This window comes from Staphylococcus sp. GDB9P120P (assembly GCF_017893435.1).
Lineage (GTDB): Bacteria > Bacillota > Bacilli > Staphylococcales > Staphylococcaceae > Staphylococcus > Staphylococcus cohnii.
This window is the reverse complement of record NZ_JAESNB010000008.1, coordinates 536,270-562,165: the sequence shown is the minus strand read 5'-3', so window position 1 is coordinate 562,165 and position 25,896 is coordinate 536,270. Positions and strand designations below refer to the sequence as shown.

At 32.9% G+C, this 25,896-nt stretch carries 21 protein-coding genes; 20 read left to right on the top strand and 1 reads right to left on the bottom strand.

What is annotated here, in order from left to right; translation table 11 throughout:
• Nucleotides 1-225: 225 nt before the first annotated feature.
• The 3 genes from KA856_RS07905 to rny all read left to right on the top strand — a co-directional run bounded on the left by KA856_RS07905 (nt 226) and on the right by rny (nt 4,487).
• Nucleotides 226-1,371 carry a CinA family nicotinamide mononucleotide deamidase-related protein gene (locus KA856_RS07905; protein WP_107386238.1) on the top strand — a complete coding sequence of 382 codons (1,146 nt, stop codon included), beginning with the start codon at nt 226-228 and terminating at the stop codon, nt 1,369-1,371.
• A 170-nt stretch (nt 1,372-1,541) separates the two neighbouring features.
• A complete protein-coding gene (recA, locus tag KA856_RS07900; RefSeq protein ID WP_107383979.1) occupies nt 1,542-2,597 on the top strand; it encodes a recombinase RecA in 1,056 nt (351 codons plus the stop codon).
• Between the two features lie 330 nt (nt 2,598-2,927).
• Complete coding sequence (gene rny, locus KA856_RS07895; protein WP_019468711.1) at nt 2,928-4,487, top strand: ribonuclease Y; 1,560 nt, start codon at nt 2,928-2,930, stop codon at nt 4,485-4,487.
• Nucleotides 4,488-4,903: 416 nt separating this feature from the next.
• Here rny and KA856_RS07890 read toward each other — a convergent pair whose 3' ends face one another.
• The gene (locus KA856_RS07890) at nt 4,904-5,119 is read right to left on the bottom strand and encodes a hypothetical protein (protein WP_019468712.1); all 216 of its coding nucleotides are present in this window, start codon (nt 5,117-5,119) and stop codon (nt 4,904-4,906) included.
• 165 nt (nt 5,120-5,284) lie between these two features.
• Between KA856_RS07890 and KA856_RS07885 the strand changes: the two genes are divergently transcribed.
• From KA856_RS07885 to KA856_RS07805, 17 genes are all read left to right on the top strand, one after another.
• Nucleotides 5,285-6,076: a TIGR00282 family metallophosphoesterase gene (locus KA856_RS07885; RefSeq protein WP_107386237.1), complete on the top strand. Its 792-nt coding sequence runs from the start codon at nt 5,285-5,287 to the stop codon at nt 6,074-6,076.
• Between the two features lie 110 nt (nt 6,077-6,186).
• Nucleotides 6,187-7,947 carry a 2-oxoacid:acceptor oxidoreductase subunit alpha gene (locus tag KA856_RS07880; RefSeq protein ID WP_107386236.1) on the top strand — a complete coding sequence of 587 codons (1,761 nt, stop codon included), beginning with the start codon at nt 6,187-6,189 and terminating at the stop codon, nt 7,945-7,947.
• Entirely contained in the window at nt 7,948-8,814 is an 867-nt protein-coding gene (locus KA856_RS07875) for a 2-oxoacid:ferredoxin oxidoreductase subunit beta (protein WP_019468715.1), read from the top strand.
• A 144-nt stretch (nt 8,815-8,958) separates the two neighbouring features.
• Complete coding sequence (locus tag KA856_RS07870; protein WP_107386235.1) at nt 8,959-9,582, top strand: poly-gamma-glutamate hydrolase family protein; 624 nt, start codon at nt 8,959-8,961, stop codon at nt 9,580-9,582.
• Between the two features lie 130 nt (nt 9,583-9,712).
• A complete protein-coding gene (locus tag KA856_RS07865) occupies nt 9,713-10,336 on the top strand; it encodes a poly-gamma-glutamate hydrolase family protein (protein WP_210138590.1) in 624 nt (207 codons plus the stop codon).
• A 68-nt stretch (nt 10,337-10,404) separates the two neighbouring features.
• Nucleotides 10,405-10,806, top strand: a complete 402-nt coding sequence (locus KA856_RS07860) for an RrF2 family transcriptional regulator (protein WP_107386233.1) — start codon at nt 10,405-10,407, stop codon at nt 10,804-10,806.
• Nucleotides 10,807-11,261: 455 nt separating this feature from the next.
• The gene (locus KA856_RS07855) at nt 11,262-11,558 is read left to right on the top strand and encodes a thiamine-binding protein (RefSeq protein ID WP_019468719.1); all 297 of its coding nucleotides are present in this window, start codon (nt 11,262-11,264) and stop codon (nt 11,556-11,558) included.
• 459 nt (nt 11,559-12,017) lie between these two features.
• Entirely contained in the window at nt 12,018-13,559 is a 1,542-nt protein-coding gene (gene miaB, locus KA856_RS07850; RefSeq protein WP_107386231.1) for a tRNA (N6-isopentenyl adenosine(37)-C2)-methylthiotransferase MiaB, read from the top strand.
• A complete protein-coding gene (locus KA856_RS07845) occupies nt 13,559-13,918 on the top strand; it encodes a YlbF/YmcA family competence regulator (protein ID WP_210138589.1) in 360 nt (119 codons plus the stop codon). Before miaB ends, KA856_RS07845 begins: the two co-directional genes overlap by 1 nt.
• Before the next feature lie 34 nt (nt 13,919-13,952).
• Nucleotides 13,953-14,441, top strand: coding sequence for an energy coupling factor transporter S component ThiW (thiW, locus tag KA856_RS07840; RefSeq protein ID WP_107386229.1), 489 nt, complete (start codon nt 13,953-13,955; stop codon nt 14,439-14,441).
• A gap of 419 nt (nt 14,442-14,860) precedes the next feature.
• Entirely contained in the window at nt 14,861-17,503 is a 2,643-nt protein-coding gene (mutS, locus tag KA856_RS07835; protein WP_107383969.1) for a DNA mismatch repair protein MutS, read from the top strand.
• Nucleotides 17,504-17,518: 15 nt separating this feature from the next.
• Nucleotides 17,519-19,456 (top strand): DNA mismatch repair endonuclease MutL, encoded by a 1,938-nt coding sequence (gene mutL, locus KA856_RS07830; RefSeq protein WP_107383968.1) that lies wholly within the window; start codon nt 17,519-17,521, stop codon nt 19,454-19,456.
• Nucleotides 19,457-19,469: 13 nt separating this feature from the next.
• Nucleotides 19,470-20,003, top strand: a complete 534-nt coding sequence (locus KA856_RS07825; protein WP_107383981.1) for a glycerol-3-phosphate responsive antiterminator — start codon at nt 19,470-19,472, stop codon at nt 20,001-20,003.
• Between the two features lie 102 nt (nt 20,004-20,105).
• Nucleotides 20,106-21,140, top strand: coding sequence for a S66 family peptidase (locus KA856_RS07820; RefSeq protein WP_107386588.1), 1,035 nt, complete (start codon nt 20,106-20,108; stop codon nt 21,138-21,140).
• Nucleotides 21,141-21,312: 172 nt separating this feature from the next.
• Nucleotides 21,313-22,131, top strand: coding sequence for an MIP/aquaporin family protein (locus tag KA856_RS07815; RefSeq protein ID WP_107386589.1), 819 nt, complete (start codon nt 21,313-21,315; stop codon nt 22,129-22,131).
• 177 nt (nt 22,132-22,308) lie between these two features.
• The gene (gene glpK / locus KA856_RS07810; RefSeq protein WP_107383965.1) at nt 22,309-23,811 is read left to right on the top strand and encodes a glycerol kinase GlpK; all 1,503 of its coding nucleotides are present in this window, start codon (nt 22,309-22,311) and stop codon (nt 23,809-23,811) included.
• Nucleotides 23,812-23,957: 146 nt separating this feature from the next.
• Nucleotides 23,958-25,631, top strand: coding sequence for a glycerol-3-phosphate dehydrogenase/oxidase (locus tag KA856_RS07805; protein WP_107386182.1), 1,674 nt, complete (start codon nt 23,958-23,960; stop codon nt 25,629-25,631).
• Nucleotides 25,632-25,896: the final 265 nt, after the last annotated feature.

Below are 25,896 nucleotides of genomic sequence, written 5' to 3'. Positions count from 1 at the left end.
AGTTTAATTCTGACAATCATGAATTCAACTGGAAAGTGTTTTTTAAAGCACATTTCCAGTTTTTTTGTTGAAATAGTATGTTTTGTAACAGAATGCTGATTCATCAAAACAGAACAATTTACAAACGAAATTTTAGTTTTTAAATAGAGTTAGATTTATAATAAAAATAAGTAATTTAACATGTTAAATAGCGAAATGGTTATTTGCGAACGAGGAGGAAAAAGCGTGAATATATCAATTATAGCGGTTGGATCTGAATTATTACTGGGTCAAATTGCAAATACCAATGGTCAATATCTGTCAAAATTATTTAATGATATAGGACACAGTGTTGTAGAACATATTGTAGTAGGAGATAATCCTAAAAGACTTGAACGAGCTATACATTCATCATTAGAGCAGTATGATGCTGTTATTCTTACTGGTGGACTAGGACCTACTAAAGATGATTTAACGAAGCATACGATAGCTCAGATATTAGATCGCAATTTGGTGACGGATGAAAAATCATTGAAGTATATTGAGCAATATTTTAAAGATCAAAATGTTGAGATGACACCGAACAATAAACAACAAGCATTAGTCATTGAAGGTGCAATAGTTTTAGATAATAAAGTAGGTATGGCACCAGGCATGTTGATTGAACATAACGATAAACATATTGCTTTATTACCTGGTCCACCTAAAGAAATGCAACCGATGGCAAAACATGGCTTATTACCATATTTTTTAAATGGAGAAAGCATTATTTTTTCAGAATTATTGCGTTTTGCAGGTATAGGTGAATCCAAAATTGAAACTATTTTAATGGACTTAATAGATAATCAAACGAACCCTACAATTGCCCCTTTAGCAGGTACGCATGAAGTGAATATAAGATTGACGGCGAATGGTGATTCAAAACAAGAATGTGAAGCATTAATAGCACCAGTAAAAAAAGAAATACTATCACGTATTGGTGATTATTATTATGGATCGGATGACGTTTCCATTGAAGCAGCGTTTTTAAAACATATGAAGCAATCATTTGCAATCTATGATGGTGTTACAGATGGTGAATTATACTCGAGAATGAAAAATAATGATGATTCAAATAAACTCTTGGGTATGTTACCGCATCATCAACAATTTATAAATCTAAAAGAGGGTATTGAGCGTCAACTGTCAATATCATGTCGTATCGTTAAAGATTTATATAATGCGGAGATAGGTATTTCATTATTACATGAAAATGGTACAGTATACTTAGGTATTTTAGAAAATGAATATCTAACAATTAAATCATTTAAAATGACGAAAAATAGAAATTTAATTAAAAAAAGAGCACAAAACTATACATTGATCCGATTATTAAATTATTTTAAAGCATAAATGATTAAATCAAAACAAGTAATAATTAGTACGTACGTTCGCTTTTTGTAAAAATCGTTCTGTTATTAGCGAACAAATATTCGCAAAATGCTTGCAGAATACTTTAAATCAATGTATAGTATGGTTAAGATATTTTTCAGAGATAAATCTCATTTAGGAGGTCCAGCGTTTTGGATAATGATCGTCAAAAAGCTTTAGATACAGTAATTAAAAATATGGAAAAATCATTTGGTAAAGGTGCAGTAATGAAACTTGGTGATAATGAAGCACGTAAAGTTTCTAGTGTATCAAGTGGTTCAGTAACTCTAGATAACGCATTAGGAGTTGGTGGTTACCCTAAAGGTAGAATTATAGAAATATACGGACCAGAAAGTTCCGGTAAAACAACAGTTGCATTACATGCCATAGCTGAAGTACAAAAAAATGGTGGCATTGCCGCATTTATTGATGCTGAACATGCTTTAGACCCAGTTTATGCTGAAGCATTAGGTGTTGATATTCAAAATTTATACTTGTCTCAACCAGATCACGGTGAACAAGGCTTAGAAATTGCTGAAGCATTTGTTAGAAGTGGTGCGGTAGATATCGTTGTTATCGACTCTGTAGCTGCGTTAACGCCGAAAGCTGAAATTGAAGGTGAAATGGGCGATACACACGTCGGTTTACAAGCGCGTTTAATGTCACAAGCGCTACGTAAATTGTCTGGCGCTATTTCTAAATCAAATACAACTGCTGTATTTATAAATCAAATTCGTGAAAAAGTTGGCGTTATGTTTGGTAATCCTGAAACGACACCAGGTGGACGTGCATTGAAATTCTATAGCTCAGTGCGTTTAGAAGTTCGTCGTGCTGAACAGTTGAAACAAGGTCAAGAAATTGTTGGTAACAGAACAAAAATTAAAGTGGTAAAAAATAAAGTAGCGCCTCCATTTAGAGTGGCAGAAGTTGATATGATGTACGGCAAAGGTATCTCGAAAGAAGGCGAACTCATTGATCTCGGTGTAGAAAATGAAATCGTCAATAAATCGGGTGCTTGGTATTCTTACAATGGTGAACGTATGGGTCAAGGTAAAGAAAACGTTAAACTATATTTAAAAGAAAATCCAAAAGTTAAACAAGAAATCGACCAAAAATTGCGAGAAAAACTTGGTATTTTCGATGGTGACGTAGATGAAAAAGAGGAAGAAGAAGCAACAGCTACACTTTTTGATGAAAAAGATGAATAAATTATATTTTGACGTAAAATAAAAATTTTTCCTTATAAAATAAGCTTATATTTTAAAATATAGGCTTATTTTTTTGTTATAACATACAGGTTTAAAATTATTAAATAAGAATATTTTATGATGAAAATACAACAAGAAATAGACAATAGCAGTAACTATAACTAATTTAATGTAAAATGAGCTATTCAAATAATGAATTAATGTAGTTGCACACCTTGACACTTCTTAGTTTGAAACCGTACAATTACATTGTATGATTCTTATATAACTTCATATAATCATATTGAATTTGATATACAGAGCAAAATCCTAGAAAAAGGGGGTGTTTGTGTGAATTTATTAAACCTCCTACTCATTTTGCTAGGTATTATTCTCGGAGTTGTTGTAGGGTATATTATTGCCCGAAATATATTGCATCAAAAGCAATTACAAGCAAGACAGACTGCTGAAGATATTATCGAACATGGTAATAAAGAAGCAGAGAATATCAAGAAGGAAAAGCTCCTTGAAGCTAAAGAAGAGAATCAAATCTTAAAAGAGCAAAGTGAAAATGAACTTCGTGAAAGACGTGGTGATCTTCAAAGGCAAGAAGCACGACTTCTTCAAAAAGAAGAAAACTTAGAGCGAAAATCTGATCTTTTAGATAAAAAGGATGAGATTTTAGAGCAAAAAGAGTCTAAACTTGAAGAACGACAACAACAAGTAGATGCAAAAGAGAGTAGTGTTCAGTCATTAATAAATAAGCATGAACAAGAATTAGAACGCATCTCTGGTCTCACTCAAGAAGAAGCTGCCAATGAACAACTTCAAAGAGTCGAGGAAGAATTGTCACATGATATTGCAATACTTGTTAAGGAAAAAGAGAAAGAAGCAAAAGAAGCAGTCGATAAAAATGCAAAAGAACTATTAGCAACTACTGTACAACGGTTAGCTGCAGAGCATACTTCAGAATCTACAGTATCAGTTGTTAATTTACCAAATGACGAAATGAAAGGTCGAATTATTGGTAGAGAAGGTAGAAATATAAGAACGTTAGAAACGTTAACTGGTATTGATTTAATTATAGATGATACACCAGAAGCAGTTATTCTATCAGGTTTTGACCCAATTAGACGCGAAATTGCAAGAACTGCATTAGTAAATCTTGTTTCAGATGGACGCATCCATCCTGGAAGAATTGAAGATATGGTTGAAAAAGCTCGAAAAGAAGTGGACGATATTATAAGGGATGCTGGTGAACAAGCAACATTTGAAATTAATGTGCATAACATGCATCCAGATTTAGTTAAAATTCTAGGTCGTTTACAATATCGTACTAGCTATGGTCAAAATGTGTTAAAACATTCTATAGAGGTTGCTCACTTAAGTGGCATGTTAGCAGCTGAATTAGGAGAAGATGTTACATTAGCCAAACGTGCTGGACTACTTCATGATGTTGGTAAAGCTATTGACCATGAAGTTGAAGGAAGTCACGTTGAAATTGGTGTGGAATTAGCTAAAAAATACGCTGAAAGTGAAACAGTATTAAATGCTATACACTCACATCACGGTGATGTAGAACCAACTTCTATTATTTCTATATTGGTTGCAGCAGCAGATGCTCTATCAGCTGCTAGACCAGGTGCTCGTAAAGAGACGTTAGAAAATTATATTAGAAGATTGGAAAGACTAGAAACACTTTCAGAAAGCTATGATGGTGTTGAAAAAGCATTTGCAATCCAAGCTGGTAGAGAAATTCGGGTTATTGTATCACCAGAAACTATCGACGACTTAAAGTCACATCGCTTAGCAAGAGATATTAAGAGCCAGATTGAAGACGAACTTCAATATCCTGGTCATATAAAAGTGACAGTTGTTCGTGAGACTAGAGCAATTGAATACGCAAAATAATAAATAAAAACATAATTAACTTATGAAATAACTGCTAGCAGAGAAGTAAAACTTTGTTGGCAGTTATTTTTAGTTTGTGAAAAATAATGTGATTTTTAACACATTGAGAAAGTATCAATATATGATGGGAAATCGCTCTTTTTTGAATTAACATACCTTATTAGTAATGATTTTGTAATAGCTGAAAAAAAATGAAAAATGATGTGCGTGACAGGCTACAAACTCAGATTATGTAAATCGTATCGTCAGGCAAGTATAGCACAATCAAAATTGTAAATGTTTAAATTAAAAAAGAGATTGGGAAGTCATTTTTTGACTATATAAATGAGTCTGAAACATCATTGATATCCCAGACTCATTGTTTTGAAACTAAGCATTATATCTTAGTCTTTGTTATTCCTATGCGTTACGATTAGTTATTTTAACTCTAAGTCTACTTTCTGCAATTCTTTGATTACTTCAGCAGTGTCATAACAACTAGTGGAGATATTGGCATATCTTTCAGCAAGCCTATAAGCATTGATATATAACTCTAAGCTATCTTTAGCAATATCTTCCGGATTGTCACTATTTGCAGGGTTTGCAGAAACAACTAAGTCAGCAAAATGTTGTGGATCAATATTAATTGACATTTCTTACATACAACTCCTATTTTTTGAAATGATACTTAACTATAATATAAATATTACCACCAATCTGAAATTTAAAACAAAGTAATGTTTATGAATATTTATTAAAGAGCCTTTTCATCATAGATAATTTCAATTAAACTAACAGTAAGAGAGGATGACACGTAAATGAGAATTTTATTTATTGGGGATATTGTTGGCAAAATAGGTAGAGAAGCTATTTCAAACTATTTACCCAAGTTGAAACAAACTTATAAACCTACCGTTACAATAGTAAACGCAGAAAATGCAGCTCATGGTAAAGGTTTGACTGAAAAAATATATAAATCTTTACTAAGAGAAGGCGTTGATTTTATGACAATGGGAAATCATACATATGGTCAACGTCAAATATATGATTTTATAGAGAATGCCAATCGGATGGTTCGTCCAGCCAATTTTCCAGATGAAGCGCCTGGTGTTGGTATGCGCTTCATTCAAATTAATGAAATCAAATTGGCTATCATTAATTTACAAGGAAGAGCATTTATGCAAGACATTGACGATCCTTTTAAAAAAGCAGATGCATTAATAGCTGAAGCACAAAAAGAAACAGATTATATCTTTGTTGACTTTCATGCTGAGACTACTTCAGAAAAAAATGCAATGGGATGGTATTTAGATAATAGAGTTAGTGCTGTTGTTGGTACTCACACACATATCCAAACTTCAGATGAAAGAATATTACCTGGAGGCACTGGATATATTACAGATGTAGGGATGACTGGTTACTACGATGGTATACTTGGCATTAATCGTGAAGAAGTGATTACTCGCTTTATCACGAGCTTACCACAAAGACATGTCGTTCCTGATGAAGGTCGAAGTGTATTATCAGGTATAATTATAGATTTAAATAAAGATGGTAAAACAAAACGTATAGAACGTATTCTTATTAATGATGACCATCCTTTTAAATAATCGTCCATTAGTATGAATTTTTAATTAAACCGCTCTTTTCATAGTAAAAGCGTGGTTTGTTTTGGTATGATGAAATATGAATTATTATAACCACTAGGAGGCTAGATGATATGAAATCTCAAGTATCATGGAAAGTGGGCGGACAACAAGGTGAAGGTATTGAATCAACAGGTGAAATCTTTGCCACTGCTATGAACCGTAAAGGATACTATTTATACGGATATCGTCATTTTTCAAGTAGAATCAAAGGCGGTCATACAAATAACAAAATTAGAGTATCAACATCACCAGTGCATGCAATTAGTGATGATTTAGATATATTAATCGCATTCGATCAAGAAACAATCGAATTGAATCACCAAGAAATGCGTAAAGATAGTGTGATTATTGCTGATAGTAAAGTTAAACCAGAAAAGCCCGAACATTGTGAAGCACAATTGGTTGCGCTTCCTTTTACTGCTACTGCGAAAGAATTAGGCACGACTTTAATGAAAAATATGGTCGCTGTTGGTGCAACATGTGCCGTAATGAACTTAGATATCTCAGATTTCGAGACACTTATCACCAATATGTTTACTAAAAAAGGTGATAAAGTTGTAGAAATGAATATTGAAGCATTGAATGAAGGTTATCGATTAATGAACGAGCAATTAAGTACTGTTGATGGTGATTTTGTTTTAGAAACAACAGAAGGCACACCACACCTATATATGATAGGCAATGATGCGATAGGTTTAGGTGCGCTGTCAGCCGGTTCAAGATTTATGGCAGCATATCCTATTACACCAGCATCTGAAATTATGGAATATATGATTGAAAACTTACCTAAAGTTGGAGGTACTGTTGTACAAACAGAAGATGAAATCGCTGCAGCAAATATGGCAATTGGCTCCAACTATGCTGGCGTACGTGCATTTACAGCAAGCGCTGGACCTGGTCTTTCACTCATGATGGAAGCCATTGGCCTATCTGGTATGACTGAAACACCATTTGTTGTTATTAATACACAACGCGGAGGTCCATCCACTGGATTACCTACCAAGCAAGAACAATCAGACCTTATGCAAATGATTTACGGTACTCATGGTGATATACCTAAAATAGTAGTAGCACCTACTGATGCTGAAGATGCATTTTATCTTACAATAGAAGCTTTCAATCTTGCTGAAATGTATCAATGCCCTGTAATCATTTTAAGTGATTTACAATTGTCATTAGGTAAACAAACTGTAGAATCATTAGATTATAATAAAATCGAAATAAATCGTGGAGAAACGATTCAATCAGATATAGAAAGAGATGAAGATGATAAAACATACTTCAAGCGTTATGCGTTGACTGAAAGCGGTGTCTCTCCTAGACCAATCCCTGGCGTTAAAGGGGGCATACATCATGTTACGGGTGTGGAACATAATGAAGAAGGTAAGACAAGTGAAGCAGCTGATAACAGACAACAACAAATGGATAAACGTATGCGAAAAACAGAGCATCTATTGATTAATGATCCTGTTGAAAATGATGCGTTTCATGAAGCAGCAGATATACTTTATTTAGGTTTCATTTCTACTAAAGGCGCGATTCAAGAAGGTAAAGAAAGATTAGAGCACCAAGGTTTGAAGATTAACCATTTACAAATTCGACAATTACATCCATTCCCAAGCAAAACGATACAAGAAGCGGTTGATAAAGCTTCAAAAGTTGTAGTTGTTGAACATAATTATCAAGGTCAACTTTCAAATATATTAAAAATGAATGTGAACGTTGGAGACAAGTTAATTAACCAAACGAAATATGATGGTACGCCATTCTTACCAAATGAAATAGAATCCAAAGGATTAGAAATTGCCAAAAATTTAAAGGAGTTGGTATAAGTGGCAACATTTAAAGATTTTAGAAATAATGTGAAGCCCAATTGGTGCCCTGGTTGTGGAGATTTTTCTGTTCAAGCAGCGATTCAAAAAGCAGCTGCAAATGTTGGACTAGAACCTGAAGAAGTTGCAATTATAACAGGTATCGGGTGCTCAGGTCGCTTATCTGGTTACGTTAATTCATATGGTGTTCATGGCATTCACGGCCGTTCATTACCATTAGCACAAGGTGTGAAAATGGCTAATAAAGACTTAACAGTTATTGCTTCCGGTGGTGATGGTGACGGTTATGCGATTGGTATGGGACATACGATTCATGCACTACGTAGAAATATGAATATGACATATATAGTGATGGATAACCAAATCTATGGTTTAACAAAAGGACAAACATCACCATCTTCAGCACAGGGTTTTGTGACTAAATCTACGCCAAAAGGCAATATTGAGAAAAATGTTGCGCCATTAGAGCTTGCATTGTCTTCAGGTGCAACATTTGTTGCTCAAGGCTTTTCTAGTGATATCAAAGGATTAACTAAAATGTTGGAAGATGCAATTAATCATGATGGTTTTTCATTCGTTAACGTATTCTCTCCATGTGTGACATACAATAAAGTAAACACTTATGATTGGTTTAAAGAAAATCTTACCAATATTGATGAAATTGAAGATTTTGATACGACCGACAAACAAAAAGCGACTCAAAAAGTTTTAGAATATAATTCATTACTTAAAGGTATCGTATACCAAGACACAGAAACACCTTCCTATGAATCTCAAATTGAAGAAATAGAAGGCACAGCACTAGCCAAAAAAGATATTCACCTTGATGAACAACAATTCAAAGACTTAACAAAACAATTTGTATAGTAGTTTATCTACTTAAATAGTAATCAAAAGTGTAAAATAACTAGCTGATCACAAAAAGATGATTTTCATAGAAAAATCATTGTTTTATATTTGTGGATCAGCTATTTTTATATATAAACATTAAAAGTGGAGGCATAGAGAAAAATGGTTGATCATTTTGTGACAATGAAGGAATTGCTAGCATACACACACGAAGGTGAAGATTGGGAAATTCAAACGCGTGAAAGAGATTCACCTGTGCTTGTTACTGCTGTCCATGGAGGGGCTATAGAAAGAGGTACCACTGAAATTGCACAATATTTAAGTGAAATAGGAAATTTCAGTTTTTATAGTTTTAAAGGTGTAAGAAAAAATAAAAATAATGAACTTCATGTTACGTCAACTCATTTTGATGAACCTAAATTAAAAAAGATTGTGAGCGAACATGCCCAAGTTATATCTATTCATGGTTGTATGGGTGAGAAAAATGAAGTGTATATCGGTGGTAGAGATGAAGTGTTAATTACGCACATAAAACAAGTATTAAATGAAGCAGGATTCATTATAAAGGATGCACCATCTCATATTTCTGGTAAACAACAAGATAACTTTGTCAATTGTGGCAAGAATGGTATGGGAGTACAGTTAGAATTGACCGTTAACTTTAGGAAGCAATGTTTTGTTAATAAAAAATTTAATCTAAAAGATCGAGAAGATCGTTCAAATTGGTCAACTTATTTAAAAGAATTTTCGGAAGCAATGATTAAGGCAATCACATACCATAAATAGTTAACTGCAAATTGCTCAGAAGCAAATGTAAAAATTTTGTTAATAAACTAGCAAAAACTTAACAGTGATTTAAGATAGTGGACGCTAAAGTGTGGTAAATAAAAAAGTACATTTATATAGGAGGTGGAATATGTCTGATCGATTTAAGTCTATGACGGAATTAATGGATCTTACAGAGGAAAATACGGATTGGATCATTAATACTATTGAGCGAAATAGCAATGTTATAATAACTGCAATTCACGGAGGAGCTATTGAACCTGCTACTACCGAATTGGCGGAATTAACAGCTGAGAAAGGTGGTTTTGACTACATTACTTTTAAAGCAATTAGAACAAAAGCTAATGCAGAATTACATGTGACCTCCAGAAACTATGATGAACCTAAATTAATGAAAATGATTGCTAATAATCCATACGCCATCGCTATACATGGTTGTAAAGGTGAAGATGAAACTATTTATATGGGTGGTAAAGACGAGCAATTAATGGATGCAATGACAGAAGAATTTGAAAAACTAGAGATAGATGTCAGACAAGCGCCATCACATATGTCTGGTGCACATGATGACAATATTATTAATTGTTGTAAAACTGAAAAAGGTGTACAACTCGAATTAACCTCAGGAATAAGAAAAAAATTGTTTGAAAATGGACGCTATAATAAAAAAAGTAGAGAAAACAGCAGTAATTGGACTCAGTTTATGTATGATTTTGCACAAGCAATCATTAATGCGACTAAAAACATTGCATAATATTGAAAAGGAAAATCTAATAAGTTATTATAGATTTATTATATCTATAATAGGAAGATGATGAATTTATGAAATTTTCAAAAGCGACTGATTATGCTTTACACGCATTGTTATTTATGGTTAATAACCAAGGGGACCAAAAAAAGATTCCTGTACAAGATTTAGCATCAGTTTTAAGTGTTTCTACAACTTACTTATCAAAAGTACTGACACGTTTAGTAAAAAGCAATATCATTTCTGCTAGTAGTGGTGCTAAAGGTGGGTATCAATTAAAAAATGGTTGGGATTCAGTATCTATTTATGATGTCATAATTACGATTGATGGGAAGCAAAGTTTATTAGAAGACTCCTTTAATCACGATGAAGGTTGCCCGATTAAAGCTATAATGGAAGATGCTGAAACAACATTGATAACAACATTGAAACAAAAAAAATTAACAAGTTTAGATAAAAATAGAACAAGTAAATGAATTTATAGTATAGAAATAGGAAATGATAAACTATTTCTATACATTATTTTAAATTTATTATAGATATTAAAAATCTTTAATATATGTATAAATAAAAGGAATGGAATTTGAAGATAGTAGTCTTATACAAATAGAAAGTGCATTTACACAAATGATGTTTAACACCGAATTCGATTTCTTTAAATAATATAGAGCTACACCTTGATAAACAAGGAAAATCTAATCGAGATTTTATGGAAAAACTAATATTAATAGGTTGTATGTAGCTAGAGTGGTTAAAGATAACTTTGTTAGTCAATTAATTGATGCTGCTGCGAATGGAAGGAACATTGCTAAAAATATGATGATGGATCTTATAGATGAAACCTATCGATAAACAAAGCTTTAGAATTCTATACCTTAGGTTAATGTTTTGGTAAACTGAAGATAAGTAAAATTTAAGGGGTTGAATAAGTATGAATGATACTTTAATGAGCGTACAAATTATTCCAAAAACTACTAATGGTGAAGACGTTATACCTTACGTAGATGAAGCAATTAAAGTGATAGATGATTCTGGTTTAGAATATCGCGTTGGACCACTAGAAACAACTGTGCAAGGTGAAATGAATGAATGCTTAATATTGATTCAAAAGCTTAATGAGCGAATGGTAGAACTAGAAATACCAAGTACCATCAGTCAAGTAAAATTTTATCATGTTCCTGAAGGTATCACGATTGAAACATTAACTGGAAAATACGATGAAATCTAAGTGATTGTCATGTTAGTTAGATATTGGCTATTGATGTTATAAAGATAAAATTAAATTGTTAACTATTTAAGGTACATCGTTAATTTAGTTAAATTTACTAAATAATACAGAAGTACCTTATTTTTTGTGGGTAAAACCAAGGATAGTTTTATATGAAAATATTATAATAGTAAGAGGTACACTTAAAGATAATTCGATTTTTCACGATGATTTAACTACATATTTCTGTTATCGACCAATATATATATAAGTAAAAGGAGTTTTTGTTATATAAATTTTTAAATCAAAGTTGATTATTGTATATGACTTTTGCACTTTAGTGCTAAATTTAATATAATGAAATAATGATTATAGATAAAGTTATAGAACTTTGAACGACTCGATTGTTAAACAGCGAGATAGAATCTATTTTAAAGCGTTTGTTCTTAGTTTTTATGATATAGAAAGGGTTTTGTTAGCGTGAATGAAGAACAAAGAAAGCAAACTTCTATAGATGTGTTGGCCGAACGCGATAAGAAGACAAAAGATTATAGTAAGTATTTTGAGCATGTATACCAACCACCAAGTTTAAAAGAAGCACGTAAACGTGGTAAAGAAGAAATACATTATAATCGCGATTTTCAAATTGATGAAAAATATCGTGATATGGGTAAAGGGAAGACATTTTTAATAAAAACATATGGTTGTCAAATGAATGCGCATGATACAGAAGTCATGGCAGGTATTTTAAGTGCTTTAGGTTATCAAGCAACGGAAGAGATAAATGAAGCGGATGTTATATTAATTAATACTTGTGCAATTCGTGAAAATGCAGAAAATAAAGTGTTTAGTGAGATTGGCAATTTAAAACACTTAAAAAAAGAAAAACCTGAAACGGTCATTGGTGTTTGTGGTTGTATGTCGCAAGAAGAATCAGTCGTCAATAAAATATTAAAATCATATCAAAACGTGGATATGATTTTCGGTACTCATAATATACACAGACTGCCTGAAATACTTGAAGAAGCTTATCTATCGAAAGCAATGGTAGTGGAAGTTTGGTCTAAAGAAGGCGATGTAATTGAAAATTTACCTAAGGTCAGAAAAGGCAATATAAAAGCATGGGTAAATATCATGTATGGTTGTGACAAATTCTGTACATACTGTATTGTGCCATTTACACGAGGAAAAGAGCGGAGTAGAAGGCCACAAGATATTATTGATGAAGTTAGAGATCTAGCACGTCAAGGATATCAAGAAGTTACATTATTAGGTCAAAACGTTAATTCATATGGCAAAGATATTGATGGATTGGAATATGGACTTGGTGATTTACTTGAAGATATTTCGAAAATAGATATTCCGAGAGTACGTTTCACTACGAGTCACCCATGGGATTTTACTGATCGTATGATAGAAGTGATTGCTAACGGTGGGAACATAGTGCCGCATGTTCATTTGCCTGTACAATCAGGAAATAATGCTGTACTTAAAATTATGGGACGTAAATATACAAGAGAAAGTTATTTAGATTTAGTAGATCGTATTAAGTCTAAAATACCTGACGTTGCTTTAACAACAGATATTATTGTTGGTTATCCAAACGAAACAGCAGAACAATTTGAAGAAACATTAACTCTTTACGATGAAGTAGCATTTGAACATGCATATACGTATATCTATTCACAAAGAGATGGCACGCCAGCGGCTAAAATGAAAGACAACGTACCTTTAGAGGAAAAAAAGGCTAGACTACAACAGTTAAATAAAAAAGTAGCTTATTATTCTGAACAAGCTATGACACAATATGAAGGACAAACGGTTCAAGTTCTATGTGAAGGTGCTAGTAAGAAAGACGATACTGTACTCGCGGGTTATACAAATAAAAATAAACTTGTTAACTTTAAGGCGCCTAAAGAAATGATCGGAAAAATTGTTGATGTAAAAGTTGATGAAGCAAAACAATTTTCGTTAAATGGTACATTTTTAGGAGCTAGTGAAAAAGCAGTGGTGACACAATAATGTATGAAAAATATGAAATATTAGCTGAAGCAGATAAACTCAGCCAACGTATTCAATCATTAGACACTGTCAAAGAATATCAAGCGATTGAACAGCAAATTCATCATAATAAAAATATTGAGACACGCATGAAAGACTTGAAAAAAACACAGAAACAGTCTGTTAATTTACAAAATTATGGTAAACATCAGGCATTACGTCAATCTGAAGATAAAATTCAAGATATTGAGCAAAATATCAATGTTATACCTATTGTTGAAGAATTTAGAGAATCACAAACAGAAGCGAATGACTTATTGCAAATGATGATCAGTACGATGTCAAACCGTTTAAATGAAATTCAACAAGATAAAGATTGATACGTAATCCACTTGTAGAAAGGAAATGAACAATATGAAAACAAGAAAATTAACACTAACTGCGATATTGATTGCTATTAATGTAGTGTTAAGTAGCATTGTTGTTATACCTTTAGGGCCTATTAAAGCGGCACCTATTCAACATTTAATCAATGTTATATGCGCGGTATTTGTGGGACCTTGGTTTGGTTTGGCACAAGCGTTTATATCTTCGTTGTTAAGAATGCTATTTGGCACCGGTAGTTTCTTTGCATTTCCTGGAAGTATGGTTGGCGTATTATTAGCAAGTGGTTTTTACTATTATCGAAAACATATTTTTATGGCAGCAGTAGGTGAAGTTATAGGTACAGGTATCATTGGTAGTATCATGTGCATACCTTTAGCTTGGTTATTAGGCTTTAATAATTTTGCTGTAAAGCCTTTAATGATAGCTTTTATTGTATCAAGTGTGATTGGTGCAATGATTAGTTACATCGTTTTAATGATTATGAAAAGAAAAGGTATTTTAAAACGCTTCTTATAAATATGTAAATATGAAAAGGTTAAGTTTCATTACTTTTAACATATAAAAGAATTAATTATAATGTAGATTTGTAATTAACTATTTGTATGTGCAAATGAGACTTAATCTTTTTTTTATAAATTTTATATATCAATCAGCGAATTAATGAAGTTTTTATATCAATCTGACCCTGTAAGCATAAGCGTAAAAGCTAAAGTTATGTTAAAATTTAAGAGTTAAATGGACAATAAAATCTCAGGAAAATGGTTTGAGAGTACAAAACGATAAAGTAGTAAAATTCCTGATATAAAGCATAAATATCAATCAGATGAACAATTGAAAAGTCATCTGATTTAATGATTTACCATACATAAGTAATGATTTATTTAATGTATTTTAAATTATAGTGAGAAACTAATAGAAGGATTGTGAAAGATTAAATGACTAACCAAACGCCAATGATGCAGCAGTATTTAAAAATAAAATCACAATATCAAGATTGTTTACTATTTTTTAGATTAGGCGATTTTTATGAAATGTTTTTTGAAGATGCGAAAGAAGCATCTAGAGTTCTAGAAATAACATTAACGAAACGGGATGCTAAAAAAGAAAATCCCATTCCTATGTGCGGTGTACCTTACCATTCAGCAGATGGCTATATCGAAACATTAATTAATAATGGATATAAAGTTGCTATTTGCGAGCAAATGGAAGACCCTAGACAAACAAAGGGAATGGTAAAACGTGAGGTAGTTAGAATCGTTACGCCTGGTACGGTTATGGATCAAGGCGGCGTAGATGAAAAACAAAACAATTATATTTTGAGCTTTGTACAAATAAATGATTGTTATGCACTAAGTTATTGTGATGTGTCTACAGGAGAACTTAAAGTAACATCTTTTAACGATCAAGCTACATTAATTAATGAAATAACAACAATTAATCCAAATGAAATCGTGGTAAATGCGCAAATAGATGAGGGATTAAAACGTCAAATTAGTTTGACAACTGAAACAATTACAGTATTGAATGAAATATCAAATGCAGAATATGCAGTTAATACAAGTAATGATCAATCTTTATATAATGCGACTCAGTTATTACTTGATTATATTTTCCATACGCAAAAACGAGATCTATCTCATATAGAAACTGTTGTAAAATATGAAGCAGTAGATTTTATGAAAATGGACTTTTATGCAAAACGTAATTTAGAATTGACAGAAAGCATACGCCTAAAAAGTAAAAAAGGAACATTGCTATGGTTGATGGATGAAACTAAAACGCCTATGGGGGCAAGAAGATTAAAACAATGGATTGATAGACCGTTAATCCATAAAAACCAAATTGAATCTCGGCTAGATACAGTTGAGCAATTTATTGACTTTTTTATAGAGAGAGACACTTTGAGAGAACATCTTAATCAAGTATATGATATCGAGCGTTTAGTCGGCCGTGTAAGTTATGGAAATGTAAATGCTAGAGATTTAATTCAGTTAAAACATTCAATTTCTGAGATACCCAATATTAAACAATTATTAGATGGTTTAGATACAGAAACCACTGAACAATTTAAAGCACTTGAACCTTTAGATGAATTGTTAACATTATTAGAAAATAGTTTGAAAGAAGAGCCACCTATCTCTGTTAAAGAAGGTGGATTATTCAAAAAAGGATTTAATCAGGAGCTTGATGAGTATTTAGAAGCATCGAAGAATGGTAAATCTTGGTTGGCTGAACTGCAGACAAAGGAACGTCAACGCACTGGTATTAAATCACTGAAGATTAGTTTTAACAAAGTCTTTGGATATTTTATTGAAATTACAAGAGCCAACTTGCAAGGTTTTGATCCTTCTGCATATGGTTATCATCGTAAACAAACTTTATCAAATGCAGAACGATTTATTACGGATGAATTAAAAGAAAAAGAAGATATTATTTTAGGTGCTGAAGATAAAGCGATTGAATTAGAATATCAATTATTTGTGCAATTGAGAGAGCAAATAAAAACGTATACAGAGCGCTTGCAAAAACAAGCGAAAATTATTTCAGAATTGGATTGTTTACAAAGTTTTGCAGAAATAGCGCAAAAATACAATTATGCAAGACCTGCATTTAGTGAAGACAAAACACTTAAATTAACAAATTCAAGGCATCCAGTTGTAGAACGTGTCATGGATCACAACGACTATGTGCCAAATGATTGTAAACTAGATCAAGATACGTTTATTTATTTAATCACAGGACCTAATATGTCAGGGAAATCTACTTATATGAGACAAGTTGCAATCATAAGTATTATGGCACAAATGGGCGCATACGTACCTTGTGAAGCAGCTGTATTACCAGTTTTTGATCAAATATTTACAAGAATTGGAGCTGCAGATGATTTAGTTTCTGGTAAAAGTACATTTATGGTTGAGATGTTGGAAGCACAAAAAGCTCTTGCTAATGCTACAGAAGATAGTTTAATTATTTTTGATGAAATAGGTAGAGGTACCTCTACTTATGATGGATTGGCTTTGGCACAAGCTATGATTGAATTCGTTGCACATACTTCTCATGCCAAGACATTATTCTCTACACATTACCACGAATTAACAACTTTAGATCAGTCGTTATCTTCGTTGAAAAATGTTCATGTTGCAGCAAATGAATACAATGGTGAGCTTATCTTCTTACATAAAGTTAAAGATGGAGCTGTCGATGATAGTTATGGTATCCAAGTAGCGAAGTTAGCACATTTACCAGAAGCAGTTATCTCACGCGCACAAGTAATTCTAGATGCATTTGAACAAAATAATAATCAAGAACAAACGACAAATGAAAAAGTTAATGTTATTAAAACAGGTGTGGAAGCACAATCTTTAGAAAAACCAATAGTAGCAGAAAATGATTACAACTATAGCGATGACAAACAAGAACATAACAGCTACCAATTTGAACAAGCAGCTTTTGATTTGTTTGATTATCCAGCAGCACAAAGTGAAATAGAGAATGAAATTAAGCAATTAAATTTATCGAATATGACACCGATAGAAGCCCTAGTAAAACTTAGTGAATTACAGAATCAGTTAAAGTAGAGGTGAGGTCATTCAATGGGTAAAATAAAAGAATTACAGACATCTTTAGCAAATAAAATAGCAGCTGGTGAAGTAGTGGAAAGACCTGGATCAGTTGTGAAAGAACTATTAGAAAATGCAATTGATGCACAAGCAACAGAAATAAATATAGAGGTTGAACAATCAGGCGTCGCTTCTATACGTGTTGTTGACAACGGTACTGGTATTGAAATCGATGATTTAGATTTAGTATTCCATCGTCACGCAACAAGCAAATTGGATGCAGATGATGATCTGTTCCATATTCGTACATTAGGCTTTCGTGGAGAGGCATTAGCTAGTATTTCATCAGTTTCTAAGGTAACATTGAAAACATGCACAGATAATCAAGAAGGCCAAGAAATTTATGTGGAAAATGGTGAGGTTTTAAATCGAAAACCAGCTAAAGCAAAAAGAGGCACAGATATTTTAGTGGAGTCACTATTTTATAATACGCCAGCACGATTAAAATATATTAAGAGTCTATATACCGAACTAGGTAAGATAACAGATATAGTAAATCGTATGGCCATGAGTCATCCTGATATACGTATTTCGCTTGTGTCTGATGGTAAAACAATTATAAAAACAAATGGATCTGGTAGAACAAATGAAGTGATGGCTGAAATTTATGGTATGAAAGTTGCTAAAGACTTAGTACATGTTACAGGGGATACAAGTGATTATCATTTAGATGCTTATTTTGCGAAACCTGAACATTCTAGAAGTAATAAGCATTATATTTCTATCTTTATTAACGGGAGATATATTAAGAATTTCTTGTTAAATAAAGCGATTTTAGAAGGTTATCATACTTTATTAATGGTTGGTCGTTACCCAATATGTTATATCAATATTGAAATGGATCCGATATTGGTAGATGTCAATGTCCATCCAACTAAATTAGAGGTAAGATTATCAAAAGAAGACCAGCTTTTTGAATTAATCGTTAACAAAATTCGTGAAGCTTTTAAAGATCGCATTTTAATTCCTCAAAATGATATGGATAAAATGACGAAGAAAAACAAGGTATTAAACCAATTTGAGCAACAGAAAATGGATTTTGAAAAACGTCAACAACAAAATAACTTTGAGCAAAATATTGAGCAAACAGCTGATTCAAACATGCATAATGAAAATGACACAAGTGTAGAAAATGAAGCATCTTATATAAATCAACACGATGGTGAACAAAATCGTATTCAAGAATCACAAAATGATTATAAGAAAATACAAAATGAACTACTTTATGATTTTGAAACAACAAATAGTGATTCTACTGATAATGAAGTCTCAGTTGAAGATAATAGTGATGAGGATATTAAAGGTCGCGTGAGTGCTTCACCAACTCGTCGAATACCCTACATGGAAATTGTTGGACAAGTCCACGGTACCTATATTATCGCTCAAAATGAAAATGGTATGTTTATGATTGACCAACACGCAGCTCAAGAAAGAATAAAGTATGAATATTTCAGAGAAAAAATTGGTGATGTTGTAAATGAAAGTCAAAATTTATTAATCCCGTTAACTTTCCATTTCTCAAAAGATGAATTAATGATTATTAATCAGTATAAAGATGAATTAGATAAGGTAGGCGTGCATTTAGAACCATTTGGCGGACATGATTATATTGTAGATAGCTATCCTGTTTGGTTTCCGAAAGAAGAAGCAGAAGAAATCATCAAAGATATGATTGAATATGTATTAGAACATAAAAAAGTCGACGTTAGAAAAATTCGTGAAGAAGCTGCGATTATGATGAGTTGTAAAAAATCAATTAAGGCTAACCACTATCTAAAAAATAATGAAATGGCAGATTTAGTCAATCAGTTGAGAGAGACTGAAGATCCATTCACCTGTCCGCATGGAAGACCCATTATTATTAATTTCTCAAATTATGAATTAGAACGTCTATTTAAACGTATTGTCTAAGGAGGAATTCATGTTGAAACCGCATATTTTACCTGCAGTTCGCTCAATGAAAGATTTAGAAAAATTAACGATGACAGATTATAAGGAATGTGTCATGTTAGATGCGCATATTGGGCATGTTAAAAGCATCATGGGTCTATTAAACAAGAATAATATTGAAACATACATGCATATCGATTTAATCAAAGGTATGAGCCATGATGAATTCGCGTGTGAATACATTATTCAAAATTATCATCCTAAAGGCATCGTTTCAACCAAGACAAAAGTAATTAACAAAGCAAAATCACTAAATACAACAACTGTGTTCAGAGTATTTGTATTAGATAGCCATGCATTATCTAGAAGTATTGAATTGATTAAGCGTGTAGAACCAGATTTTGTGGAAGTTTTACCGGGTATTGCTACAAAAGCCATACGTATCATTAACGAAGAAACGAATACTGCTGTAATTGCTGGCGGACTCATTAACAGTAAAGAAGAAGTAGACATTGCAGTTTCAAATGGTGCAAAATATATTACAACTAGTGATCGATCGTTATGGTGATCTAACCAGATGATATAACTAAAACAATAAAAGTTAAGTATTTTGATATCATCAATATATTTGTGAACGATCACCATGAACGAGTATAGGGAGTTGTTGATAATGATAAAACCAATGCAATTAAAAGAAGGAGACACTGTGGCGATTGTGTCTCTTTCTTCTGGTTTAGCAGGTGAAAGTGATATATTATGGCGAACGCGACAAGGCATTCATCGTTTGGAAAGTGAATTTGGTTTAAAAGTCAAAGTAATGCCCCATGCACTCAAAGGTGTAACGTTTATTCACGATCACCCAGAATGTAGAGCGAAAGATTTAAATGAAGCAGTAAAAGATCCAGAAGTTAAAGCTATTATTAGTTGTATTGGTGGAGAAGATGCGATACGCATTTTGCCTTATGTGGATTTGCAGGCAATTACCACAAATCCTAAAATATTCAGTGGTTATTCAGATACAACTACAGTACATTTGATGTTTTATAAAATGGGGATAGTTAGTTTTTATGGGCAGGCATTACTTACTGATTTTGCAGAAAATATTGCAATGGATACATATACTGTAGAGAATATTAACAAGTGTTGGTTTAATACAAATAAAATTGGAACAATAGAACCAGCATTTTATATACGACCATACGGATTAAAGTGGGATATAAAAAATAAAAACAGGTGTAGACCTGAAATAGTCCAAAATGGATACGAAATATTAAATGGTAATAACAAAGTAAGCGGCCATCTTTTAGGCGGGAATCTAGAAACTTTTGTTGACTTATGTCATACTTCAATATTTCCTGAAATTGAGGCTTTTAATGGGGCAATATTATTTTTAGAAACATCGGAAGACACACCGACACCGGAAATGTTTACTGAATATTTAGAGCAATTGCTAGAGCATGGTATTTTAAATCGTCTGAATGGCATGATTTTTGGCAAGCCATTTAACAATGTATATTATGAAAATTATAAAAGAGAAATATTTAAAATAATAAAAAAATGCAATAATCCTAAAATGGTTGTTTTTTATAATTTATCATTTGGTCACAATGAACCAAAACATGCGATTCCTTATGGGTTGATGGCACAAATTGATCCATTAACCAGTCAGTTTAGTATCGCTGAAAACAGTGTAGTATCCACTTAAGTTGTGACAACTTTTCTACAAAAACATTTGACAACGCTTACAACAACGGTGTAAGATAAACTCAAGTTAATATTTAGAACAGAGATGGGAGATTTCTACAGTAATTAAACCGGTGGTTCACAACTGGATATAATTGTAGGGGTCTCCCTGTCTTATTTTAGGAGGAGTCTTTATGAGTGTATATTTTGCTGAATTTTTGGGAACAGCAATACTTGTACTATTTGGGGGAGGCGTTGTTGCAAACGTCAACTTAAAAAGAAGTAATGGGAATGGCGCAGATTGGATCGTTATTGCTACAGGTTGGGGATTAGCAGTTACTATGGGAGTGTACGCGGTAGGTAATATATCGGGTGCGCATTTAAATCCAGCAGTGACTTTAGCATTTGCAATGGATGGCGCAGTTAATTGGTCTATGGTACCTGGTTATATCATCTGTCAAATCCTTGGTGGTATTGTGGGTGGTGCATTAGTTTGGCTAATGTATTTAGCTCAATGGAAAGCAACAGAAGATCAAGGTACAAAATTAGCTGTATTTTCTACAGCTCCTGCCATTAAGAACTATTTTGCAAACTTTATGAGTGAAATTATTGGCACAGCTATTTTAACAATGGGGCTTTTATTCATCGGTATGAATAAAATTGCTGATGGACTAAATCCATTAATTGTCGGTAGTTTAATCGTTGCAATTGGTTTAAGCCTAGGTGGTCCTACAGGTTATGCAATTAACCCAGCGCGTGATTTAGGTCCGCGTATTGCACATGCAATTCTACCAATCTCTGGCAAAGGCGATTCTAATTGGTCCTATGCAATTGTACCAGTGTTAGGCCCTGTGACTGGTGGTATGATTGGTGCGGTGATTTATAGACTGTTTTATAAAGGTGCATTTGATACAATGTCAGTGGTTGCAATCGTATTATTAATCATCACACTTATTTTAGGTGTCGTATTAAATAAAGCGAAAAATGCTAAAGGTATTGAATCGATATATTAATTAAGTTTAATTTATTTGTATTTACGTTAAAATATAACTAGATATTATTATCATTGGATTAATATAAAATTATTAGTTGAGTGAACTAATAAAAAAAGGGTACAGAAAAGTATGTATATCAATGTGAATTACATATGTAATTCGTGTTATGAACATTAGAAGAGGGAGCTAATAATTATGGAAAAATATATTTTGTCAATCGACCAAGGCACTACGAGTTCTAGAGCAATTCTGTTTGATCAAGACGGAAAAATCAAAGGCGTTGCACAACGTGAATTCAAACAATATTTTCCAAAATCAGGCTGGGTAGAACATGATGCTAATGAAATTTGGACGTCTGTTTTAGCTGTTATGGCTGAAGTTTTAAATGAAGAAAACGTTGGTGCAGATCAAATTGCTGGTATTGGTATTACAAACCAACGTGAAACTACGGTAGTGTGGGATAAGAAAACATCAAGACCGGTATATCATGCAATTGTTTGGCAATCACGTCAAACACAAGGCATCTGTCAAGAATTAAAAGAACAAGGTTTAGAAGATAAATTCAGAGAAAAAACAGGTCTCTTATTAGATCCGTATTTCGCTGGGACAAAAGTTAAATGGATTCTTGATAATGTAGAAGGTGCAAGAGAAAAAGCTGATAATGGAGATTTATTATTCGGTACAATTGATTCATGGCTAGTGTGGAAATTATCTGGTGGCAAAGCACATATTACAGATTATACAAATGCAAGCCGTACATTGATTTATAATATCCATGATTTAGAATGGGATCAAGAATTATTGGATATATTAGAAATTCCAAACACTATGTTACCTGAAGTTAAAGAGTCTAGTGAAGTTTATGCAAATACCATTGATTATCATTTCTTTGGACAAGAAATACCAATTGCTGGTATTGCAGGTGACCAACAAGCAGCATTATTTGGTCAAGCTTGTTTTGAACGTGGAGATGTAAAAAACACCTACGGTACAGGTGGCTTTATGTTGATGAATACAGGTGAAGAAGCTGTAGCATCTAAAAGCGGTTTGTTAACAACAATCGCTTACGGACTAGATGGAAAAGTTAATTATGCACTTGAAGGTTCTATCTTTGTTTCGGGTTCAGCCATTCAATGGTTACGAGATGGATTAAGAATGATTAATTCTGCACCACAATCAGAAAATTACGCAGAACGTGTAGAATCTACAGAAGGTGTTTACGTTGTGCCTGCATTCGTAGGCTTAGGAACACCATATTGGGATGCAGATGCACGTGGAGCAATCTTTGGTTTAACGCGTGGTACTGAAAAAGAACACTTTATCCGTGCTACATTAGAATCACTGTGTTATCAAACGCGTGATGTACTTGAAGCAATGGAAAAAGATTCTGATATTACAGTGAATAACCTGCGTGTTGACGGTGGTGCTGTTAAAAATAACTTTATTATGCAATTCCAATCTGATTTATTAAACGTGAGTGTTGAACGTCCAGAAATTAATGAAACAACAGCTTTAGGTGCTGCTTATTTAGCTGGTTTAGCTGTAGGTTTCTGGGATAATAAAGATGAAATTGCTAACCGTTGGAAACTAGAAAAAGAATTTAATCCAGATATGGAAGAAAAAGAAAGAAATAAATTATATAAAGGCTGGAAAAAAGCTGTAGAAGCAACGCAAGTCTTTAAGTTAGACGATGAATAAAGAATTAGACTTATCTAAGTTTCTTATGCTATAATAAGGGTAAGTTAATATTATCGAGATGAGAATTGAGAGACACTGTTCGTACAATTATATATGTATGGGATAGGTCTCTCTTTTTTTATTACTACTAGGAGGCGCTAGATTTTATGAGTTTATCAACTTTGAAAAGAGAGCAGATTAAGAAAGATTTAAAAAATGATACTTTTGACGTTGTCATTATCGGTGGAGGTATTACTGGTGCAGGTATTGCATTAGATGCAACACAAAGAGGTATGAAGGTTGCGTTAGTTGAAATGCAAGACTTTGCACAAGGTACAAGTTCACGTTCAACAAAATTAGTTCATGGTGGTTTACGTTACTTGAAGCAATTGCAAGTGGGCGTTGTAGCAGAAACTGGTCGTGAGCGTGCGATTGTATATGAAAATGGCCCTCATGTAACGACACCAGAGCGTATGTTATTGCCAATGCATAAAGGTGGTTCAATGGGTAAATTTACCACAGCTATTGGTTTAACAATGTATGACAGACTAGCAGGCGTAAAAAAATCAGAACGTAAAACAATGTTAAATGCTAAAGAAACGTTAGCGAAAGAGCCACTTGTTAAAAAATCAGGCTTAAAAGGCGGTGGATCTTACGTTGAATATCGTACTGACGATGCGCGTTTAACAATTGAAGTTATGAAACGTGCAGCTGAAAAAGGCGCAACAATAATTAACCATACGAAATCAGTACATTTCACATATGATTCAAATGAAAAGGTAAATGGTATTCATGCCGAAGACCAAATTACTGGCGAAACTTACCCAATTAAGGCTAAAAAAGTAATCAATGCGAGTGGCCCATGGGTAGATGAAGTACGTAGCGGTGATTATGCACGTAATAACAAACAACTGCGCTTAACAAAAGGTGTTCATATTGTTATAGATCAATCGAAATTCCCATTAGGACAAGCAGTATACTTTGATACTGAAAAAGATGGACGTATGATTTTTGCGATTCCTCGTGAAGGAAAAGCATATGTAGGTACAACAGATACGTTTTACGATAACGATAAAACGTCACCATTAGCAACGCAGGAAGATAGAGATTATTTAATCGACGCAATCAACTATATGTTCCCAGATGTAAATGTAGCTGATGAAGACATTGAATCATCATGGGCTGGTGTTAGACCATTGATTTTAGAAGAAGGTAAAGATCCTTCAGAAATTTCTCGTAAAGATGAAGTATGGGAAGGTAAGTCTGGTTTACTCACGATTGCTGGTGGTAAATTAACTGGTTATCGCCATATGGCATTAGAAATTGTGGACTTATTATCTAAACGCTTAAAATCAGAGTACGGTTTGAAATTTGATAAATGTGCTACAAAACACTTACCAATTTCTGGTGGAGATGTTGGTGGTAGTGCAAACTTTGATAACTTTATTGATAAAAAAGTTGAAGATGCCAAAGCTTATCAAATAGATGATGCAACAGCACGTCATTTTGCAACGAAATATGGTTCGAATGTAGAAGAATTATTCAAAATTGCTCAAACAGCACAATATCAAGAGTCTGGTTTACCATTAGATATTTATACAGAATTGATTTATTCTATTCAAAACGAAATGGTTCATCGTCCAACAGATTTCTTTATTCGTCGTACTGGTAAACTTTATTTCAAAATAGATGATGTTCTAAATTATAAAGATCAAGTGATTGATGTAATGGCTGAATTACTTGGCTACACAGATATTCAAAAAGACTTGTTTACAAAAGAACTTCAAACTGCAATTGATGAAGCACAAACGGGTAATAATCAACCTGCAGTTAAAGAATAAATTTAAATATTGTATGAATCTATCATTGAATGCTCATGTATATGAGTGAGTGGATTCAAACTATGAATAATAATTTCCCCCCTTCAAAGTAGACATTAAAAAAATGTAAGCTTTGAAGGGGGTTTTTATATCTAAGATATATAGAGCGACACAGGTTTTTTTACTTAGTTAGTTTTTAAAGATATAATGCATTTAATTTTACTAATAATTGCGTTGTAAAATGTAATAAAGCTTAATAGCATTGTATTTGAAAACAGTGTACTTT